The 19,504-nt window shown below is 73.5% G+C and carries 17 protein-coding genes; 5 read left to right on the forward strand and 12 right to left on the reverse strand.

What is annotated here, in order from left to right:
• Nucleotides 1–78: 78 nt before the first annotated feature.
• Nucleotides 79–1,479, forward strand: coding sequence for a zinc-dependent metalloprotease (locus OOK34_RS05760; RefSeq protein WP_267032780.1), 1,401 nt, complete (start codon nt 79–81; stop codon nt 1,477–1,479).
• A complete protein-coding gene (locus OOK34_RS05765; protein WP_267032781.1) occupies nt 1,476–2,018 on the forward strand; it encodes an NUDIX hydrolase in 543 nt (180 codons plus the stop codon). Before OOK34_RS05760 ends, OOK34_RS05765 begins: the two co-directional genes overlap by 4 nt.
• Before the next feature lie 81 nt (nt 2,019–2,099).
• Here the strand turns inward: OOK34_RS05765 and OOK34_RS05770 are convergent, their stop codons facing one another.
• The 4 genes from OOK34_RS05770 to OOK34_RS05785 all read right to left on the reverse strand — a co-directional run bounded on the left by OOK34_RS05770 (nt 2,100) and on the right by OOK34_RS05785 (nt 5,915).
• The gene (locus OOK34_RS05770) at nt 2,100–2,855 is read right to left on the reverse strand and encodes an AIM24 family protein (RefSeq protein WP_267032782.1); all 756 of its coding nucleotides are present in this window, start codon (nt 2,853–2,855) and stop codon (nt 2,100–2,102) included.
• Between the two features lie 17 nt (nt 2,856–2,872).
• Entirely contained in the window at nt 2,873–3,553 is a 681-nt protein-coding gene (locus OOK34_RS05775) for an AIM24 family protein (RefSeq protein WP_267036635.1), read from the reverse strand.
• 29 nt (nt 3,554–3,582) lie between these two features.
• Nucleotides 3,583–5,259 (reverse strand): TerD family protein, encoded by a 1,677-nt coding sequence (locus tag OOK34_RS05780; RefSeq protein ID WP_267032783.1) that lies wholly within the window; start codon nt 5,257–5,259, stop codon nt 3,583–3,585.
• Nucleotides 5,260–5,375: 116 nt separating this feature from the next.
• The gene (locus tag OOK34_RS05785) at nt 5,376–5,915 is read right to left on the reverse strand and encodes a M48 family metallopeptidase (RefSeq protein ID WP_267032784.1); all 540 of its coding nucleotides are present in this window, start codon (nt 5,913–5,915) and stop codon (nt 5,376–5,378) included.
• A 203-nt stretch (nt 5,916–6,118) separates the two neighbouring features.
• Here OOK34_RS05785 and OOK34_RS05790 point away from each other — a divergent pair, with 203 nt between their 5' ends.
• Together OOK34_RS05790 and OOK34_RS05795 are read left to right on the forward strand one after the other, a co-directional pair.
• Nucleotides 6,119–7,264 carry a ThiF family adenylyltransferase gene (locus tag OOK34_RS05790; RefSeq protein WP_267032785.1) on the forward strand — a complete coding sequence of 382 codons (1,146 nt, stop codon included), beginning with the start codon at nt 6,119–6,121 and terminating at the stop codon, nt 7,262–7,264.
• A 136-nt stretch (nt 7,265–7,400) separates the two neighbouring features.
• Nucleotides 7,401–8,729, forward strand: coding sequence for an AarF/ABC1/UbiB kinase family protein (locus tag OOK34_RS05795; protein WP_267032786.1), 1,329 nt, complete (start codon nt 7,401–7,403; stop codon nt 8,727–8,729).
• Nucleotides 8,730–8,750: 21 nt separating this feature from the next.
• On the opposite strand, the gene OOK34_RS05800 is transcribed toward OOK34_RS05795, so the two are convergent.
• The 5 genes from OOK34_RS05800 to OOK34_RS05820 all read right to left on the reverse strand — a co-directional run bounded on the left by OOK34_RS05800 (nt 8,751) and on the right by OOK34_RS05820 (nt 12,679).
• Nucleotides 8,751–8,957 (reverse strand): hypothetical protein, encoded by a 207-nt coding sequence (locus tag OOK34_RS05800; RefSeq protein WP_267032787.1) that lies wholly within the window; start codon nt 8,955–8,957, stop codon nt 8,751–8,753.
• A 164-nt stretch (nt 8,958–9,121) separates the two neighbouring features.
• Complete coding sequence (locus OOK34_RS05805) at nt 9,122–9,454, reverse strand: hypothetical protein (RefSeq protein WP_267032788.1); 333 nt, start codon at nt 9,452–9,454, stop codon at nt 9,122–9,124.
• The gene (locus OOK34_RS05810) at nt 9,451–9,822 is read right to left on the reverse strand and encodes a WhiB family transcriptional regulator (protein WP_267032789.1); all 372 of its coding nucleotides are present in this window, start codon (nt 9,820–9,822) and stop codon (nt 9,451–9,453) included. Before OOK34_RS05810 ends, OOK34_RS05805 begins: the two co-directional genes overlap by 4 nt.
• A 176-nt stretch (nt 9,823–9,998) precedes the next feature.
• Complete coding sequence (locus tag OOK34_RS05815; protein WP_267036636.1) at nt 9,999–10,322, reverse strand: hypothetical protein; 324 nt, start codon at nt 10,320–10,322, stop codon at nt 9,999–10,001.
• 179 nt (nt 10,323–10,501) lie between these two features.
• Entirely contained in the window at nt 10,502–12,679 is a 2,178-nt protein-coding gene (locus tag OOK34_RS05820) for an ATP-dependent DNA helicase UvrD2 (RefSeq protein ID WP_267032790.1), read from the reverse strand.
• Between the two features lie 199 nt (nt 12,680–12,878).
• Here OOK34_RS05820 and OOK34_RS05825 point away from each other — a divergent pair, with 199 nt between their 5' ends.
• Nucleotides 12,879–13,139, forward strand: coding sequence for a mycoredoxin (locus OOK34_RS05825; protein ID WP_267032791.1), 261 nt, complete (start codon nt 12,879–12,881; stop codon nt 13,137–13,139).
• Nucleotides 13,140–13,212: 73 nt separating this feature from the next.
• On the opposite strand, the gene nudC is transcribed toward OOK34_RS05825, so the two are convergent.
• The 3 genes from nudC to OOK34_RS05840 are packed head-to-tail and all read right to left on the reverse strand — an operon-like array spanning nt 13,213 to nt 19,485.
• Nucleotides 13,213–14,160: an NAD(+) diphosphatase gene (nudC, locus tag OOK34_RS05830; RefSeq protein WP_267032792.1), complete on the reverse strand. Its 948-nt coding sequence runs from the start codon at nt 14,158–14,160 to the stop codon at nt 13,213–13,215.
• Nucleotides 14,161–14,201: 41 nt separating this feature from the next.
• Nucleotides 14,202–15,623: a dipeptidase gene (locus OOK34_RS05835; RefSeq protein ID WP_267032793.1), complete on the reverse strand. Its 1,422-nt coding sequence runs from the start codon at nt 15,621–15,623 to the stop codon at nt 14,202–14,204.
• Between the two features lie 10 nt (nt 15,624–15,633).
• Nucleotides 15,634–19,485, reverse strand: a complete 3,852-nt coding sequence (locus OOK34_RS05840; RefSeq protein WP_267032794.1) for a UvrD-helicase domain-containing protein — start codon at nt 19,483–19,485, stop codon at nt 15,634–15,636.
• Nucleotides 19,486–19,504: the final 19 nt, after the last annotated feature.

Below are 19,504 nucleotides of genomic sequence, written 5' to 3' on the forward strand. Positions count from 1 at the left end.
GTGGTGTCTACGCTGGGTGGTGTTGTCGGACCATTGCCCGTCGGCTCCCGCCGACGGCCCTACGAGCCGAGGAAACCCGTGAGCGACACCCCATTCGGATTCGGCCTTCCGCCGGAGGAGCCGGAGGACGGCGACAAAGGCAAGAAGGGCGGACAGGGCGGCCAGGGCGGTCCCGCCGATCCGTTCGGGTTCGGCCCGGGCGGCCTCCCCGGCGGTGCGGACAATCCGTTCGCCGCGATGTTCGGCTCGATGAACCCCAATGACCTCGGCGCCGCCTTCCAGCAGCTCGGGCAGATGCTGAGCTACGAGGGCGGTCCCGTGAACTGGGACATGGCCAAGGACATCGCCCGCCAGACCGTCGCGCAGGGCACCGCGGACGGTGTGAAGGACGCGAGCGTCGGCGTCGCGGAGAAGGCGGCCGTCGAGGAGGCCGTGCGCCTGGCCGACCTGTGGCTGGACGGCGTGACCTCCCTGCCGTCGGGCGCCAACGCGGCCGTCGCGTGGAGCCGCGCCGAGTGGGTCGAGGCGACCCTCCCGGTGTGGAAGGAGCTCGTGGACCCGGTCGCCGAGCGCGTCGGCGCGGCCATGGGCAACGTGCTGCCCGAGGAGATGCAGGCCATGGCGGGCCCGCTGCTCGGCATGATGCGCTCCATGGGCGGGGCCATGTTCGGCCAGCAGATCGGGCAGGCCGTGGGCGTGCTCGCGGGCGAGGTCGTCGGCTCCACGGACATCGGGCTGCCGCTGGGCCCGGCCGGCCGGGCGGCGCTGCTGCCGCTGAACATCGAGAGCTTCGGCAGGGACCTGGGCGTCCCCTCGGAGGAGGTGCGGCTGTACCTGGCCCTGCGCGAGGCGGCCCACGCCCGTCTGTTCGCGCATGTGCCGTGGCTGCGCTCGCACCTGTTCGGCGCGGTCGAGGGCTACGCGCGCGGCATCAAGGTGGACACCTCGAAGCTGGAGGACGTGGTCGGCCAGCTCGACCCGTCGAATCCGGAGCAGCTCCAGGAGGCCCTGCAGGGCGGCATGTTCCAGCCGCAGGACACCCCGGAGCAGAAGGCCGCCCTGGCCCGCCTGGAGACGGCGCTCGCGCTGGTCGAGGGCTGGGTGGACGCGGTCGTGCACGAGGCGGCCAAGCCCCGCCTGACCTCGGCCGACGCGATGCGCGAGACCATGCGCCGGCGGCGTGCCTCGGGCGGCCCGGCGGAGCAGACCTTCGCGACGCTGATCGGGCTGGAGCTGCGTCCCCGGCGGCTGCGGGACGCCGCGCGGCTGTGGGCCTCGCTCACCGACGCGCGCGGGGTGGACGGCCGCGACGGGCTGTGGGAACACCCGGACATGCTGCCGACGGCCTCCGACCTGGACGACCCGGACGGGTTCGTGCACCGCGAGCAGCTCGACTTCTCCGAGATCGACAAGATGCTGGGCGAGGCCGCGCAGAAGCGCGAGGAGCAGGGCGGCGAAGAGGGCGAAGGCACCAAGTGAGCCTGTACGAGGACGCCGTCCTGGTCCTGAAGGGGTACGAGGGCCAGGACGCGCAGCAGAGCGGGCTGCGCGAGGTCTACCTGGAGCACCTGGACGCCCACCCGGACGGGGTCTACAAGCCCTGTACGGCCGGGCACGTCACGGGCAGCGCGCTGGTGGTCGACCCGGTCGGCGGGCGCGTGCTGCTGACCCTGCACAAGAAGCTCGGCATGTGGCTCCAGATGGGCGGCCACTGCGAGCCCGGCGACACCACCCTCGCCGGGGCGGCGCTGCGCGAGGCCGTCGAGGAGTCGGGCATCGGCTCGGGGCTGACCCTGCTGGAGGGCGGGCCGGTGCGCCTGGACCGGCATCCGATCCCCGCCCCGTGCAACTGGCACCTGGACGTGCAGTACGCGGCGCTGGCTCCGGCCGGCGCGGTGGCGGAGATCAGCGAGGAGTCGCTGGACCTGCGCTGGTTCGCGTACGAGGAGGTGGCCGCGGTGGCCGACACCTCGGTGGTACGGCTGATGGAGGCGACCCGGGCGCGGCTCGGCGCCTGAGCCGGCGCGGCCGGCCCGGCACGGCAGGCATGGCGAAGGGGCGGCCCCGTACGGGGCCGCCCCTTCGCCGTGCCGTGCCGGTCAGTTCCAGGCGTTGTTCTGGTTCTGGGCGTGCGCGCCCTGCTGGCCCATGCCGAACTGCGCGGCGACGCCCTGTCCGAGCTGGGCGTTCTGCGGGGGCAGTACCTCGCTGGGCTGCACCAGGGCGAATCCGGTGCCGAGGAAGCTGAGCTCCCAGCCCTCGCCGGTGTTGCCGCGGCGCCGCCACACGCCGGTGGAGTGCGTCTGGGCCTGCATCTGCACGCGCAACGAGGTGGACCAGGCGACGATCGCGTCGGCGTCGGCGTTGACGTACTTGTCGGGGGTGACCTGCATCATCAGCGGCTGCCCGGAGGTCATGAGCGCGACCTTGCCGCGGCCGGAGATGTTGAGCTGGTACTTGCCGGAGCCGGAGATCCCGTACTGGCTGTCGACGGCGATGACCTCGGTGTGCAGGGTGGAGTCCAGGGCGAGGACGTAGCTGCTGTCGACCGTGAGTCCGTCGTGGTCCACGTCCACGACGTGGACGTACTGGGCCAGGTTGGCCAGGTAGACGGTGCCCTGCCCGGAGCAGCGCATGAGGTCGAGGCCCTCGCCGGTGCGGCGGCGGGCGCCGCGCTGGTTGCCGCTCTGGTACTCGCCGTCGAAGTCGATGATCCCCTGGTAGGCGACCATGGCGCCCTTGCGGGCGAGGACGTCGTCGGAGCCGGCCAGCGTGACCCGCAGGAGCTGGGGGTTCTGGACGGTGTAGCGGTCCTGGGACTGCTGCTCGGCGTAGCCGAAAAGTGAGCTCTGCATGATGTGTCCGCTCCCCCTCAGCCCCGGGTCCGGAGCCGGTCGGTGCTGTCCTCACTGGGCTGTACGACGACGACGCCCTGGCCGGAGAAGGCCATCTGGTAGGCCTCCCCGCTGCCCCGGCCGATCATCGACGAGGCCTTGAAGCTGCGCTTCCCCTTGACCTTGAGGTTCGGGGACCAGGCGACGAGCGCGTCCGGGTCCACGTACGTCTCGTCCTCGCCGCGGCCGCAGTCGACCACGATCGGGGTGCCGCGGGAGGTGATGGCGACCCAGCCGGTACCGGCGACCTGGACGTTGAAGAGGCCCTGGCCGGCGAACTTCGCCATGCCCTTGACCCGCTCGACGCCCCACTGGAGGTGGGCGTCGAAGGCGAGGAGGTTGGTGCCGTTGACGGAGAGGGCGTCGTTGTTGAGGTTGATGCAGACGACGTCGGCGCCGTAGTCGGCGAGGTAGAGCAGCCCGTCACCGGTGCACTTCATCAGGGGGGCGCCCTCGCCGGTCAGCCACTGCGAGGCCATCTGGCGGACGGCGGGCGGGTTGGGCTCGTACTGGACGAAGCCCTCGTAGGCGACCATCGAGCCGGTGCGGGCGAAGAGGTCCTGGCCGCTCTGCATGGCGACCTTGAGCATGGCGCGGCCGTGGTTCTCCATGCGGGCCGTGACGGGGGTGGGGGCGTAGCCCGCGAGCTGCTGGTTCATCGGATTCATGGCGTTCATGTGGGGCTCCCTCAGACCTCGTACGGCTGGACGACGATGAAGTTGCCGGGGGCGCCGCGGAACTGGAGGTTCACGGTCTCCCCGCTGTGGCCCGGGTAGGCGTTGCGGCGCAGCCGGACCTGGCTGGAAATGATCACCTGCGAGGCGGCCGACCAGGCGACGATGGCGTTGCTGTCCGCGAAGGTGGTGGGGGTGACGGGCAGTACGACGGGGGCGCCGTGCGTCTTGACGATCACTGTGCCCGTGCCCTGGAACTGCATGGTGAACAGGGCTCCGCCGGGGATGCCGTGGCCCTCGATGCGGCGGACCTCGTGCTGGAGGGACTCGTCGAAGGCGAGGACGCTCTCGGCGGAGACGCAGATGCCGTCGCCCTGGAGCTCGATGGCGTGCAGGTGGGCGCCGTTCTCGGCGAGGAAGACCTGGCCGCGGCCGGTGCAGCGCATCAGCTGCATCTCCTGGCCGGTGGCGTTGCCGACGATGCGGCCGGCGAAGCCCGCGCCCTTGTAGCTGAAGTCGACCTTGCCCTGGTACAGGACCATGCTGCCCTGGCGGGCGAGGACGGCCTGGCCGCCCATCGCCAGGTCGACCCGCATGAGCTGCTGGTTCTGCGGGGTCCAGCGGGCGCCGGTGGGGGCTTCCTTGTACGGCTGGAGGGCGGCGGCGAGGCCGGGGCCGGCTGCGGCGGCGGCCTGCGGGGCCTGGCCGTAGGGCGGCGGGGGCTGCTGGCCCGGGATCTGGCCGTACGAGGGCTGCGGCGGCTGGCCGTAGGGCGCGGGGGCCGGGGCCGGGGGCGGGACCTGGGCGCCGTAGGAGGGCTGCTGCCCGTACGAGGGCGGGCCGGGCTGCTGCGGCGGGTGGGGCGGCTGGCCGTACGGGGCCGCGGGGGCGGGCGCGGGCGCACCGAGCGGGGCGACCATGGTCGGGGCCGAGTGCACGGGCGCGGGCGCCGGGGGCTGGGCGGCCGGGGGCTGCTGCTGTGGCGGGGCGTACGGCGCGGGGGCGGCCGGCGCAGGAGCGGGCGGCACGGGGGCGGGCGGCTGCTGGACCGGGGCGCCGAAGGACGGGGCCGGCGCCGGGGCGGCGGCCTGTGCCGGCGGGGCGAACCCGGGCGCGGCGGCCTGCTGCTGGGCCGGTGCCTGCGGCTCCGGCTGCGCCTCCTCCTCGGCGACCTCGCCGCCGAAGTTCTTCAGCAGCGCGGCGAGCCCGCCGTCGAAGCCCTGGCCGACGGCGGCGAAGCGCCACACGTCCTTCAGGTAGAAGTCGCCGATCATCAGCGCGCGTTCGGTGCTGAACTCCGAGCCCGTGAAGGAGTACCGGACGACTTCCTCGCCGCCGGCCACGATCCGGATGTAGCCGGGGCCGATCTGCGACATCTGCCCGGCGCCGTCGAGGGTGGCGGTGAAGGAGAGCTTGTGGATGGCCGCGGGCACGCGGTCGAGGGTCACCCGGAAGGATTCCGTGTCGCCGGCCTGCGGGCCGAGCTGCTGGATGGACTCCTCGGGCGACTTCGGCTGGTTGTAGAAGACGAAGTAGCGGTCGTCCGACAGCTGCTCGTTGGCGTCGAGGCCGAAGCAGCTGATGTCGAAGGACAGTCCGGGCCCGGCGATCTGGACGCCCACGTACAGATCGGTGCCCGCCGTCAGATCACTGATCTTGGCCTTGTGGCCGCGTTGGAATTCCCTGGCCATACGTCCGACCGTCCCCCATCCCGAATGTGAATGCGTGCCGCTCAGGCTAACGGCTTCCGCCGACATCCGGCCAAGTCGGTACCGACCCGGTACACATCACGTTCCGTGACAGAAGGTCAATCCTCGCGGGCTGCCGGAATGCGGGGCAGGCGCTCCGCCGCGACCACTCCTTCGAGGAATCCGCGCGCCCGTTCGGTCTTCGGGTAGGCCTCCAGCAGCTCCCAGAACTTGGGGCCGTGGCCGGGTACGAGGAGGTGCGCCAGCTCGTGCAGCAGCACGTAGTCGACGACGTACTCCGGCATGCCCTGGAGGCGGTGGGAGAGCCGGATGCTGCCTTCGGCGGGGGTGCAGGAACCCCAGCGGGTGTTCTGGTTGGTGACCCAGCGGACCGAGCGGGGGCGGGCGCGACCGATGAAGTACTGCTCGGACAAACGCTCCGCGCGCTCGGTGAGTTCCGTGTCGCCGAGGGTGCGCTTGCTCTCCTGGGCGGCGAGTTTGTCGAGCATGACGCCCACCCAGCGCCGCTCCTCCGCCTCGGACATCCGGGCGGGGATCAGGACGACCGTCCGCTCGCCCTCGCGGTAGGCGGACACGGTCCTGCGGCGGCGCGCGCTCCGGCGGACTTCGACGGCTCGCTGTGGCGGGTCGGCTGACACGCCTCGACGGTACCCGGTCGCCGTGGCGGAAGTCCCGCGCGTCCGGGGTTCGAACATGATCGATTCGCCGGCGCCATCACAAGCACACGCTTTCTCCATCTCATATGCCTAATACCCCTTGCCTGTGGACAAATTCCCGCACGCGATCCGGCGGCCGGGCATCGTGGCGGAAACGGGGAATTCGACGGATCGAGGAGGCGGCGATGTATCCGAAGGTGAAGCCGGCGCTGGCGCGGGCGTGGCGGGATCTGCAGACGGTCCAGTTCGGGGTGACTCCCGCCCACGCGGTGGTGCTCGGACCGCTGGACACGGCGACCGGGTCGCTCATCGACCGGATCGACGGGACGCGGGGGATGGAGCTGCTGCGGGCCGAGGCGGGCGGGATGGGGCTTCCGGAGGGACAGGTGGACGGGCTGGTCCGGCGGCTCGCGGGGGCCGGGCTGCTCGACGACCTCACCGCCGGAGGGCCGCGGGCGCAGGCCGTGCGGCGCCGGCCGGAGGCGCTGGAGCGGCTGGGGCCCGATCTGGGCTCGCTCTCGCTGGTGCACCGGGAGCCGGGTGGCGACCTGCGGGGGATCGCGGCGCGCAGGGCGGTACGGGTCCAGGTGCGCGGGAGCGGCCGGGTGGGGGCGGTGATCGCCGCCGTGCTGGCGGGGGCCGGGGTGGGCCGGGTCGAGGTGCTCGACGGGGGGCGGGTGGAGGCGGCCGACGTGGCGCCGGGCGGGCTGGATCCGGGGAGCGTGGGCCGGCTGCGGGCGGAGGCGGCCCGCGCGCTCGTACGGGAGTCGGCCCCGGCACGGGCTCCGGGCGCGGGCGACCCCGAGGGGCCGGGGCCGGAGCTGGCGCTGGTGGTGGTCGCGCCCCGGGACGGCCTCCAGGCGTGGGCCCCCGATCCGGCGACGGCCGCCGACTGGGTGGCGACGGGCACCCCGCACCTGTACGCGGGGGTGCTCGAGGGGACGGGGCTGGTCGGGCCCCTGGTACTGCCCGGGGCCACGGCCTGCGCGGGGTGCATGGAGCGCGACCGCGTCGACCGGGATCCGGCCTGGCCGCGGATGCTGGTCCAGTGGCGCTCGGCGCACCGCCGCCGGGAGACGGCCGCCTGCGACCTGGGGCTGTCGACGGCGGTGGCCGGCCTGGCGGCGGCGCACGCCCTGGCCTTCCTCGACGGGCAGCTCCCCGCTTCCACGGCCACCCGCTGGGAGGCCGCCCTGCCCGGGCTGCACTGGGAGCACTCCGCGCTGCGGCCGCATCCGGACTGCCCCTGCGCGGCGGCGGCCCCTGCCGCGGACGTCGGGGCGGGCGTTGAGGCGGGCGTCGGGGCGGGCGTTGGGGCGGTGCGGTCGTGAGCGGCCGGACTCCCGCCGGATCCGGGGCGGGTGCCCCGGTCCGGGGGCCCGGGGGGTCATGGCAGGATGCGACCGGGGCCGAGCCGCGCCTCGAACCGCCGCTTGCGGCACTGCAGTCTGGGAACTGGAGGGGCTCATGTCTGATCTTCCCCGGAAGGCGGTCACCCGCACCGTCAAGCTGGCCGCGCTACCACTCGGCATCGCGGGCCGGGCCACCTGGGGGCTGGGCAAGCGGATCGGCGGCAAGTCCGCCGAGATCGTGGCCCGCGAGCTCCAGCAGCGCACCGCCGATCAGCTGTTCCGCACGCTCGGGGAGCTGAAGGGGGGCGCGATGAAGGTCGGGCAGGCCCTTTCGGTGTTCGAGTCGGCGCTGCCCGAGGAGGTCGGCGGGCCCTACCGGGCGGCGCTGACCAAGCTTCAGGAAGCGGCCCCGCCGCTGCCCGCGGCGCGGGTCCACCAGGTGCTCGCGGAGCGGCTCGGCGAGGACTGGCGGGAGCTGTTCGAGGAGTTCGAGGACAAGCCGGCCGCGGCCGCCTCGATCGGGCAGGTGCACCGGGCGGTGTGGCACGACGGGCGGCAGGTGGCGGTCAAGGTCCAGTACCCGGGGGCCGGGGAGGCGCTGCTGTCGGACCTCAAGCAGCTGAGCCGGTTCGCCGGCCTGCTGGGTCCGCTCGTCCCGGGCATGGACATAAAGCCGCTGATCAAGGAGCTGCGCGACCGGGTCTCGGAGGAGCTGGACTACGAGCTGGAGGCCGAGGCCCAGCGCACCCACGCCGACGCCTTCGACGCCGACGAGGACGTGGTCGTCCCGGACGTGGTGTACCAGGGCGACCAGGTGCTGGTCACCGAGTGGCTGGAGGGCACCCCGCTGTCGGAGGTGATAACCGATGGCACGCAGGAGGAGCGCGACCGCGCCGGGCAGCTGCTGGCCCGGTTCCTCTTCTCCGGGCCCGCGCGCACCGGGCTGCTGCACGCCGATCCGCATCCGGGGAACTTCCGGCTCATGGCGGGGGCGGACGGCCGGATGCGCCTGGGCGTACTGGACTTCGGCACGGTGGACCGGCTGCCGGGCGGCTGGCCCAAGCCGATAGGCCGCTCGCTGCGGCTGACCCTGGACGGCGACGCCGAGGGGGTCTACGGGCACCTGCGCGACGAAGGGTTCGTCAGGGAGTCCGTCGAACTCGACCCGGACGCCGTGCTCGACTACCTCAAGCCGATCATCGAGCCCGCCGAGGCCGACGAGTTCACCTTCACCCGGCCGTGGCTGCGCGGGCAGGCGGCGCGGATCGCCGATCCGCGCTCCCCCGCCCACCAGTTGGGGCGGCAGATCAACCTGCCGCCGTCCTACCTGCTGATCCACCGGGTGACGCTGAGCACCATCGGCGTCCTGTGCCAGCTGGGCGCGACGGTGCGGCTGCGCGACGAACTGGAGTCCTGGCTGCCCGGGTTCCTGCCCGAGGCCTGAGCGGCCCGGTCCGGGCGGGCCTCACCACCAGGAGGAGTCGAGCCGGCCCTCGATCGCCCGGAGGTTGGCGCGCGCGCAGTCGACGCAGAAGTACTGTCTGGTCCCGTTCTCCACCGAACAGGTCCAGGTGGGCGGGGCGCCGTCCGGGGAGCGGGTACCGCAGCGCGCGCAGACGACGGGCTGGGCCTCGGGCCCCGGCGGGGCGGGGTGGGGGGTCGGCTGGTCCACCACCAGACGATATCCCCGCAGGGCCGCGCGGGCCCCCGCAACGCACCGGGGGGACCGGTCCGTTCGGACCGGTCCCCCCGGTGGCGCCGTTCCCGGCCGTGTTCAGCCGGCTCCGGCGGTGTTCAAGCCGCCTTCGAGCCCGGTTCGGGCTCTCTGCGTGGCGCTCAGTGCATGACGGCCATGGCCAGCGCGCGCCGGGCGCGCAGTGAGACGCGCTCGGCCCTTCGCTGCATGCGCCGCGCGGCGACCAGGCGCAGGGCGTGACGCTCGGCGTCCGCCTCACGCATGCGGTCGTCCATATGGGCACGGGCCAGGGCTTCTGGGATGAGTTGCATTTCGCGGGTCCTGTTCTGACGCGAGGTCATCGCGCCTGCGGTGATGAAGTCTGCGGTGGCGGAGCCGTGCGGCTGCTCGCTCGTGGTGGCGTAGGGGGACATGGGGGCCTGCTTCAAGGGGTCGTGCGTCAGGGGGCGGTCGATGGTGCCGGTGGCGGTCATGCCGCTGCAACCGGGTTCTTGCGCGGACGGCCACGGGGCCGCTTGCGGGCCACGACCACGCCCTGGACGAAGAGCTCTCCGCCCCAGACGCCCCAGGGCTCGCGGCGCTCCTTCGCGCCGGCGAGGCAGGCCTCGACCAGCGGGCAGGTGCCGCAGAGGGACTTGGCGTACTCGACGTCGGCCGGGGACTCGGCGAAGAAGACCTCGGGGTCGAAGGTGCGGCAGGGAACGGGTACGCCGAGGTTCTCGATGGCGTCGTCGAGCGCGGTGAGCGCGGTGAGGGGGGTCAAGGTGGAGGCCTCCGGGACTGCGGGCGGGGAGATCGTTTGGGTCTGCGGTACGGACGGGGCGTGCGCTTCGAGTTGCACGGTGTTTTCTTCCTCGTCTTGTTCGGCTAGTCGTTCCGGCCGGTCGGCCGGGTGGCGGCTGGTCTTGCCAGTCCCGAGGCACCTTCGGTCCGCTGTCCCTGTTCGGGGACAAACAGAAGGGCCGCGGATCCCGGGTGGGGTTCCGCGGCCCTGAAGGCGCCGGCCAGATCTTTCGATCAGGCTGGATCACTCCAGGGTTCGAGCCCACGGAAGGCCCACATCAGGTGGTGCTGCTGCTTCGTCTGCGTCTGCTGCGTCGTGAATCCGGCACTGGCGGCACCGGCTGCGGGGGCGAAGCCATAGGCGCCATGCGCCTTCCGGGCTTCCGCTACTGCCACCAGTGCCTTGGTCGGTCGCTCATTGCGCTCGCTGACCGGACGGATCGCCAGAAGGGCGGGGCCGGCGGCGGAAATCGCGGACAGACCGGTGCCCAGGAGGGAGACGGAACCGAGCAGGCAGGAAGCATCGACCGAGCGATCGGTCATTTTGGTGAAGGTCATGAAGCTGGTCACTGGTCTCGCCTCCTCTCGGCGTCTCGGGGACCCGGCCCGAGGGCCTGTCCCATGCGTATTCGGATAAGTACAGCACGAATCCGGGGCTTCGATGAAGCCACCGTTTCCGTTGCTAAGAACCTATGGGGCTTCCACGGGCATGTGCAAACTATTTTTCCGACGAGTTTCTACGCGTCGTCAGAATCCTCACCCACAGGCTCCTGACCTGCGCAGATGGCCAGGACGTCGGTGCCGTACCGCTCGAGCTTGCGGCCACCCACGCCGGAGATCATCGAGAGCTCCCCGGCCTCGGAGGGCGCGGCCTCCGCGATGGCCATCAGCGTTTTGTCCGTGAACACGCAGTACGCGGGCAGTCCCTGGAGCTTCGACTGGCCGGCGCGCCACTCGCGCAGCCGCTCGTAGAGGCCCTCGTCCATGTCCGACGGGCAGTCCCCGCAGCGCATCAGCTTGATGTCCCCGGCCTCGGTCAGGGTCCTGCCGCAGACCCGGCACAGCACCGGCCCGCGGCGGCCCCGCTTGCGGGCCCCGCCCTCGGCCTGGGCTCCCGCCCGGCCGCCCGGGGCCGCGGAGCCCGGCCGCAGGCCGTTCAGGAAGCGGCTGGGGCGACGGGAGGCCCGGCCGCCCGGAGCCCGGGAGAGGGCCCAGGAGAGGGTCAGGTGCTGCCGTGCGCGGGTGACGCCGACGTACAGCAGCCGGCGCTCCTCCTCGACCTGTTCGTCGGTCTTGGCGTACGTGATCGGCATCATGCCGTCGGTGAGGCCGACCAGGAACACGGCGTCCCACTCCAGGCCCTTCGCGGCGTGCAGCGAGGCGAGGGTGACGCCCTGGACGGTCGGGGCGTGCTGCGCGGCCTTGCGCTCCTCCAGTTCGACGGTGAGCTCGGCCAGGCCGGCGCCGGGGCGGGCGCGGGCGAAGTCCTCGGCGAGGCGGACCAGCGCGGCCAGGGATTCCCACTGGTCGCGCACGGCGCCGGAGCCGGTCGGCGGCTCGGCGGTCCAGCCGGTGGAGCTGAGTACGGCCCGGACCTGGGAGCCCAGCTCGACGACATCGTCCAGCAGCGGATCGTTGCCGGCGGAGCGGGCGGCTCCGCGCAGGGAGAGGACCGCCTTCTGCACTTCGGCCCGCTCGAAGAAGCGCTCGGCCCCGCGCAGCTGGTACGGGACCCCGGCGTCGGCGAGGGCCTGCTCGTAGACCTCGGACTGGGCGTTGATCCGGTAGAGCACGGCGATCTCGCCGGCCGGGACGCCGGCCGTGATCAGGTCCCTGACCCGGCGGGCCACGCCCTCCGCTTCGGTGGGCTCGTCGGGGTACTCGGCGTAGACCGGGTCGGGGCCGGCCTCGCGCTGGGAGACCAGCTCGAGGCGGTGCTCGGCGGCCCGGCCCCTGGCCTGGTTCAGCAGGCCGTTGGCGAGGTGGACCACCTGGGGGGTGGAGCGGTAGTCGCGGACCAGCTTGACCACGGTGGCCTGCGGGTAGCGGGTGCGGAAGTTCAGCAGGTGGTCGGGGGTCGCGCCGGTGAAGGAGTAGATGGTCTGGCTGGCGTCGCCGACGACGCAGAGGCTGTCGCGCTCGCCGAGCCACAGCTCCAGCAGCCGCTGCTGGAGCGGGCTGACGTCCTGGTACTCGTCCACCACGAAGTGCTGGTACTGGGTGCGGATCTGCTCGGCGATGTCGTGGCGGTCCTGAAGGATGCCGACGGTGAGGAGCAGCACGTCCTCGAAGTCGATCATGCCGCGGTCGCGCTTGAGCTGCTCGTACGTGCTGTAGATCTGGGCGATCTCGGCCATGTCCCGGGGGGCCTCGCGGCCCGCCTTGAGGGCGGCGGCCGGGTAGTCGGCGGGCACGGTCTGGGTGACCTTGGCCCACTCGATCTCGCCGGTGACATCGCGCAGCTCGTTGCGGTCGAGACGGACGCGGGAGCGCGCGCCGGCCTCGGCCACGAACTGGATCTTGCGCTCCAGGAGCCGGGGCACGTCCCCGCCGACGGCGCGGGGCCAGAAGTACTGGAGCTGGCGCAGGGCGGCGGAATGGAAGGTGCGCGCCTGGACCCCGCCCGCGCCGAGGGTGCGCAGCCGGCCGCGCATCTCACCGGCGGCGCGGTTGGTGAAGGTGACGGCCAGCACGCTGGCCGGCATGAGCTGGCCGGAGCGGACGCCGTAGGCGATGCGGTGGGTGATCGCGCGGGTCTTGCCGGTGCCGGCGCCCGCCAGCACGCACACCGGGCCGCGCAGGGTCGTGGCGACCTCGCGCTGCTCAGGGTCGAGGCCCTGGAGCACGGCGTCGGCGTCGACGTCGGGCGCGCCGCCGCCGGCCGGTACGGATGAGGAGTGCGTTGCTGCTGTCACACCGCCATGCTGCCAGGTCCGGTGGGTCGGACGGGAAACTTGTCCACAGGCCCATGGCGTCCGTCACACCGTCGGACAAGTGGATCAGTCGGATCGGTCACACCGCCCGCCCGGGCGGGAATGGCGCGGCGGTGGCAGACGTTCGAATCCTCGGATCGACCGGGACCGCGATCCACCGAGACCTCACAGAGGAGCGAGCATGCAGGACACGGGCACCGTCACGATGTACAGCACCACCTGGTGCGGCTACTGCCGCCGGCTGAAGACCCAGCTGGACCGCGAAGGCATCGCGTACAACGAGATCAACATCGAGCTCGACCCCGAGTCCGCGGCGTTCGTGGAGAAGGCCAACGGCGGCAACCAGACGGTTCCCACCGTGCTGGTCGTCTCCCCCCAGGGCACCGAGGCCGTCATGACGAACCCCTCGCTCGCCCAGGTCAAGCAGGCCCTGGCCGTCTGACCGCCCGCGTCTCCAGAAAGGCCCCCGCCCCGGCGGGGGCCTTCTGCGTCGGCGGACCCGGTCGGCCGGGCGGTCAGACGGTCGCGGCCGGCTTGGGGAGGGGCTGGCCGTACCAGAGCTCGACCAGGCGGGCCGCGATGGAGATGCCCGACGGGGGCAGGACCTCGCCGGACTCGATCGCGGCGCGCAGGTCCTCGCGTGAGAACCAGCGGGCCTCCTGGATCTCCTCGCCGTCGACCGTGATCTCCGAGCTGACGGCGCGGGCGTTGAAGCCCAGCATCAGGCTGTACGGGAAGGGCCAGGGCTGGCTGGCGACGTACTCGACCTCGCCGATCCTGACGCCCGCCTCCTCCCACACCTCGCGGATCACCGACTGCTCTATCGACTCGCCCGGCTCGACGAAGCCCGCCAGCGTGGAGAAGCGGCCCTCGGGCCAGTGCACCTGGCGGCCCAGCAGGGCGCGGTCCTGCTCGTCCGTGACCAGCATGATCACGGCCGGGTCGGTGCGCGGGTAGTGCTCGGCGCCGCAGCCCGGGCAGCGGCGGATGTGGCCGGCGGCCGCGACGACGGTGCGCTCGCCGCAGCGGGAGCAGAAGCGGTGCATGCGCTGCCAGTTCTCCAGCGCCACCGCGTGCACCATCAGCCCGGCGTCGCGCGGGGGCAGCAGCAGCCCGGCCTCGCGCAGCCCGGCCGGGCGGGCCGACTGGTCCATGCGGCCCGGCAGGGAGTCCTTCTGCAGCGCGAAGTACCGTACGCCGTCCTCGTCCGTGCCCAGGAAGTAGCGGTGGGTCTCGGTGACCGGGGCCTCGAAGGCCGGGGTCATCACGATGCCCGTCCCGCCGTCGGGGGTGTCGTCGATCAGCACCTGGCCGCCGGAGACGACGAAGACGCGGGTCGTCGGGTGGCTCCAGGCGGCGGCGAGCCACGCCTCGTCGAGGCGGTGGTGCGCGGCGCGGTCGATGCCGCTGGGCGCGGTGAGCGACAGAGGACGCTCGGTTTGGGTGCTCACAGGTACTTCCAACTCCCCCGGTGGTGGGACAAGGCAGGCGTACGGAACGTGTTTCAGTCGGTGGTGGTGGCGGCGGTCCGCGCGGACCAGGTCCCGGCGAGGTCGCCCCACAGGTAGGCGGTGGTCTCCACGCCCTTGAGGAGCAGGTCGAGCTCGACCTTCTCGTTCGGCGAGTGCCAGCCGTCGGAGGGTACCGAGATCCCCAGGAACAGGACCGGCGCGTCCAGGACGTCCTGGAGGTCGGCCGCCGGACCCGAGCCGCCTTCGCGGGTGAAGCGGACCGGCTGCCCGAAGGCGCGGCCCATGGCGCGCACGACGGACTGCAGCGCCGGGTGGTCCAGCGGGGTGAGGCAGGGCCGGGTGGGGGCCCCGAAGGTGACGCAGTGCCGGATCCCGGCGGGGACGCGGGCCGCGACCCAGTCCCGGACGGCCGCCTCGACCTCGTACGGGTCCTGCCCCGACACCAGGCGGAACGACAGCTTCAGGTGCGCGGAGGCGGGCACGATGGTCTTGCCGCCGGGGCCCTGGTAGCCGCCGCCGATGCCGTTGACCTCGGCGGTCGGACGGGCCCAGACCCGCTCCAGGGTGGAGTAGCCGGCCTCGCCCGCGGCCGCGTGGGACTTGGCCGTACGCAGCCACTCGGCCTCGTCGAAGGGCAGCTCGGCGATCAGCGCGCGCTCGGTGTCGGTGAGCTCGGTGACGTTGTCGTAGAAGCCCGGGATCGTGACCCGCTCGTCCTCGTCGTGCAGGGCCGCGACGAGGCGGGCCGCGATGGTCGCCGGGTTCGGCACGGCCCCGCCGAAGGCACCCGAATGGATGTCCTGGTCGGGTCCGTGGAAGCTGATCTCGCAGTCGGCGACCCCGCGCATGCCGGTGCAGACGGTGGGGGTGGTCTCGGACCACATGCCGGTGTCGGAGACGATCACGACATCGGCGGCGAGCTCGGCGGCGCGGGCCTCGACGAGCTCGCGGAAGTTCGGGGAGCCCGACTCCTCCTCGCCCTCGATCAGCAGCTTGAGGTGCACCGCGGGGGCGTCGGCGCCGGTCGCGGCGAGGTGGGCGCGCAGGCCCAGGGTGTGGAAGAACACCTGGCCCTTGTCGTCGGCCGCGCCGCGGCCGTACATCCGGCCGTCCTTGACGACCGGCTCGAAGGGCTCGGTGTGCCAGCCGTCGGCGAGGGCGGCGGGCTGGACGTCGTGGTGCCCGTACACGAGGACGGTGGGGGCGGCCGGGTCGGCGGCCGGCCAGTGCGCGAAGACGGCGGGGGCTCCGGCGGTCTGCCAGACCTCGGTGACGGGGAAGCCGGTCTCCTTGAGCTTCGCGGCGAGCCAGTCGGCGCTGCGGCGTACATCGTCCGCGTGCTCGGGCTGGGCCGAGACGGAGGGGATCCGCAGCCACTCGGCGAGGTCGTCGAGGAAGGCGGCGCGGTGGGTTTCGATGTACGTGCGGACGGCGCTGTCCGGGGTTTCGCTCATGGCCACGAGCCTAGCTGTCCGCCTGGTGGGCACCGTCCGTGCCCGATTTGCCTTGGAGGATCCGCTCAAGGCGCTCGCGGCCGGGGAGGTCGCGGGGGCGGATCACGCGGCCGCTGCGCACGTGCAGGAAGGCGGCGCCGACCCGGTCGAGGGGGGTGCCGGTGGCTTCGGCCCAGGCCAGGCGGTACACGGCGAGCTGGAGGGGGTCGGCCTGGGTGGTGCGGCCGGTCTTCCAGTCGACCACCTCGTACGAGCCGTCGGGGTCGCGGTACACGGCGTCGATCCGGCCGCGGATCACCCGGCCGGCGAGGGTCAGCTGGACCGGGGCCTCCATCCGGTACGGGGTGCGCTCGGCGTACTCGCTGCGCTCGAAGGCGGCCTTGAGGGCGTCGAGGTCGGCCTCGTCGGCGACCTCCTGGTCGGAGCCGGGGAGGTCGGTCGCGGGGTCGAGGAGGCCGTCGAGGAGGCCGTCGAGCAGGGGCAGGGGCAGCTCGTCGAAGCGGGACTCCACCCAGGCGTGGAAGCGGGTGCCCTGGCGCGCGGCGGGCTGCGGCGGTTTGGGCATGGGGCGGGCGAGATCGCGTACGAAGCCCTGCTCGTCGGCGGCGAGGCGCAGGAGCTGGCTCGCGGAGAGGGCGGAGGGCAGCTCGACGTCGCGCACGGCTGCGCGGGCGCGGCGGAGCTCGCCCTCGAGGGCGTCGAGGTCCCGGTCCCACGAGGCCACGGCCCGGGCCTCCTCGGGGGTGAGGGCGGCCGTCTCCGGCCCCTGCCCGGCCCCGTCGGGCCCCCGGGGTGCGGCGGCCTCGCCGGCCCAGAGGTCGTCGTCCGGAGCCCCGGCTGCGCCGCCGGGCACGGGCGGCTGCGCGGCGGGGTCGGGCCGGAGGTTCTTCTCCCCCACCCCGCCCCTTCCCGAAACCGGGGCTCCGCCCCGGACCCCCCGGGGGTCCGGCCCTGCGGGCACGGCTTCGCCGGCCCAGAGGTCGGCCGAGGGGGCCCGGTCGGGGGCGCCACCGGCTGCGCCGGGCCCGGCGGGCTCGGCTTCGCCGAGCCAGAGGTCGGCCGGGGGGGCGACGGGAGGGGCCTCGGGGCTGGGGGCCGCGGGCACGGCGTCCCCGGTGCCGCGGGCCGCGAGCACGGCTTCGTCCCCGGGGGCGCGGGGGGCGGGCACGGCGTCCCCGGGGGCGCGGGGGGCGGGCACGGCTTCGTCCCCGGGGGCGGGCACGGTTTCGTCGGGCCAGGGTTCGTCCTCCGGGGCCGGCCAGGGTTCGTCGTCGTAGGACGGGTCCTCGCAGTGCGGGGGCCAGAGGTAGGGGTCGTCGGCGGGCTCCTCGGCCGGGGCCGGGGTGGTGAGGTGGGATTCGACCAGGGCGGCCGCCCGGCGGCGCAGGGTGAGGGAGTCGGGGTCCAGGGGCAGGGGCCAGGAGTGGTCCGGGGCGGAGTCGGCGGCCAGGGCCGGGTTCTCGGCGTCGGGAGCGGGCTCGTCCGCCCAGGCCTCGATCTCGCCGAAGCCCGCCTCGCAGTGGGTGCGCAGCGCCGTCAGGAAGTCCGACGGACCGCGGCGGCGCTTCTGGGTGGGACCCCACCAGTGGCCCGAGGCCAGCAGGAGGGAGCGCGGCCGGGTGAAGGTGACGTAGCCGAGGCGGAGCTCTTCGGTCTGCTTGTGGGTCTTGAGGGCCGCCTTGAAGGACTTCAGGCCCGCCGAGGTCCAGGCCGGGTCCCCCGGCAGGGTCGGGGCGTCGCCGCGCAGGGCGTACGGGAGGACCTTCGGGTACGAGGTCCAGGCCTCGGGGGCCTTCTCCTTCGGGAAGGAGCCCGCGCACAGGTCGGGGACCACGACCACGTCCCACTCCAGCCCCTTGGACTTGTGGGCGGTCAGCACCTTGACCGTGTTCTCCCCGCCGGGCAGGGCGTGGTCGAGGCCCTTCTCGTACTGGGCGGCGGTGCGCAGGAAGCCCAGGAAGGCCAGGAGGGTGGCCTCGCCGTCCAGCGCCGCGAAGCCGGCGGCGACGTCCAGGAAGTTCGAGAGGGTTTCGCGGCGGCGGGCCGCCAGCGCGTGCGGGGAGGCGGAGAGCTCCACCTCCAGGCCGGTGGTGGACAGGACCCGGTGCAGGACGTCCATCAGCGGGTCGGCGAGGGAGCGGCGCAGGTCCCGCAGTTCCTGCGCGAGGTGCGCGAAGCGGACCCGGGCGGCCGCCGAGAAGGGCAGCTCGTCGGGGGCCTGGCCGGCGCCGTCGAGGAAGGTCTCCAGGGCGTCGGCCAGGGAGACGACCTCGGCCGGGTCGACGCCCTCGACCGCAGCAGCCAGCCGGCCGTCGGGCCCCGTGTCGCCGCCGGGGCGGGCCACCAGCTGCCGTGCCCGGCGCCCGAGCAGCGCCAGGTCGCGGGCGCCGATCCGCCAGCGCGGGCCGATGAGGAGGCGCACCAGGGCGGCATTGGCCCCGGGGTCCTGGAGCACCTCGCAGACGGAGACGAGGTCCGCCACCTCGGGGAGGTGCAGGAGGCCGGACAGGCCGACGACCTCCACCGGCACGTCCCGGGCCACCAGTACCGCCTGGATCCGCGCGAAGTCGGCGGCGGAGCGGCACAGCACCGCGATCTCCCCCGGCTCCGTGCCCGTACGCACCAGGTGCGCGACGGAGTCGCCGAGCCACTCCAGCTCCTCGGCGTGGGTGTTCAGCAGGGCGCAGCGGACCTGGCCGTCGCGCTCGGCACCCGGGGCGGGGCGCAGCGCCTCGACGCCCTCGTGCATGGCGCGCAGCGGGGCGGCGAGGCCGTTGGCCAGGTCCAGCAGGCGGCCGCCGCTGCGCCGGTTCTCGCTGAGCGAGAGCCGGGTCGCGGGGCTGCCGTCGGCGTGCGGGAAGTGCTCGGGGAAGTCGTCGAGGTTGGCCACGGACGCGCCGCGCCAGCCGTAGATGGCCTGGCAGGGGTCGCCGACGGCGGTCACGGCGTGTCCCGTGCCTCCGCCGAACAGGCCGGACAGCAGCAGCCGCTGGGCGACGGAGGTGTCCTGGTACTCGTCCAGCAGGACCACCCGGAACTCCTCGCGCAGCAGCCCTCCCACCTCGGGCCGGGTGGTGGCGAGCCGCGCGGAGAGGGCTATCTGGTCGCCGAAGTCGAAGAGGTCGCGGGAGCGCTTGGCGGCGCGGTAGCGGGAGACCAGTTCCAGCAGCTCCAGGCGGCCGCGTACCGCCTCGGGGACCTTGCGCAGGTCCTCGTTGGTGAGCTTGGCGCCGGCGAGCCCGTCGAGCAGCGCGGTGTCGTACGCGCGCAGGACCGCCGGCTCGACGAGGTGTTCGGAGAGTTCCCCGTCGAGCGCGAGGAGGTCGCTGACCAGGTCGGGGACGGATTTGGTGAGGGAGGGGTACGGGCCGGGGGCCTCGCGGAGCACCTTCGCGGCGAGCTGGAAGCGGGTGGCGTCGGCGAGGAGGCGGGCGCTGGGCTCGAGGCCGATGCGCAGGCCGTGGTCCTTGAGGAGCTGCCCGGCGAAGGCGTGGTACGTGGAGATGCGGGGCTCGCCACCGGCCGTGTCGGCCCCGGTGTCGGCCGGGGAAGGGTCCGGATCGGTGATGCCCGCCCGGGCGAGGGCCTTGCGCACGCGCTCGGCCAGTTCCCCCGCGGCCTTGTTGGTGAAGGTCAGGCCGAGGACCTGCTCGGGGGCGACGGCGCCGGTGCCGACCAGCCAGACCACGCGGGCGGCCATGACGGTGGTCTTGCCGGAGCCGGCGCCCGCGACGATGACCTGGGGGGCGGCGGGGGCGGTAACGCAGGCCAGCTGTTCGGGCGTGAAGGGGATCCCGAGGAGCTCCTTGAGCTGCTCGGGATCGGTGAGGACGGGGGCGCGCCCGGACACGTACGCGGTCACCTCAAAAGGCTAGCCGCAG

Origin of the sequence: Streptomyces sp. NBC_00091 (assembly GCF_026343185.1) — a bacterium.
GTDB lineage: Bacteria > Actinomycetota > Actinomycetes > Streptomycetales > Streptomycetaceae > Streptomyces.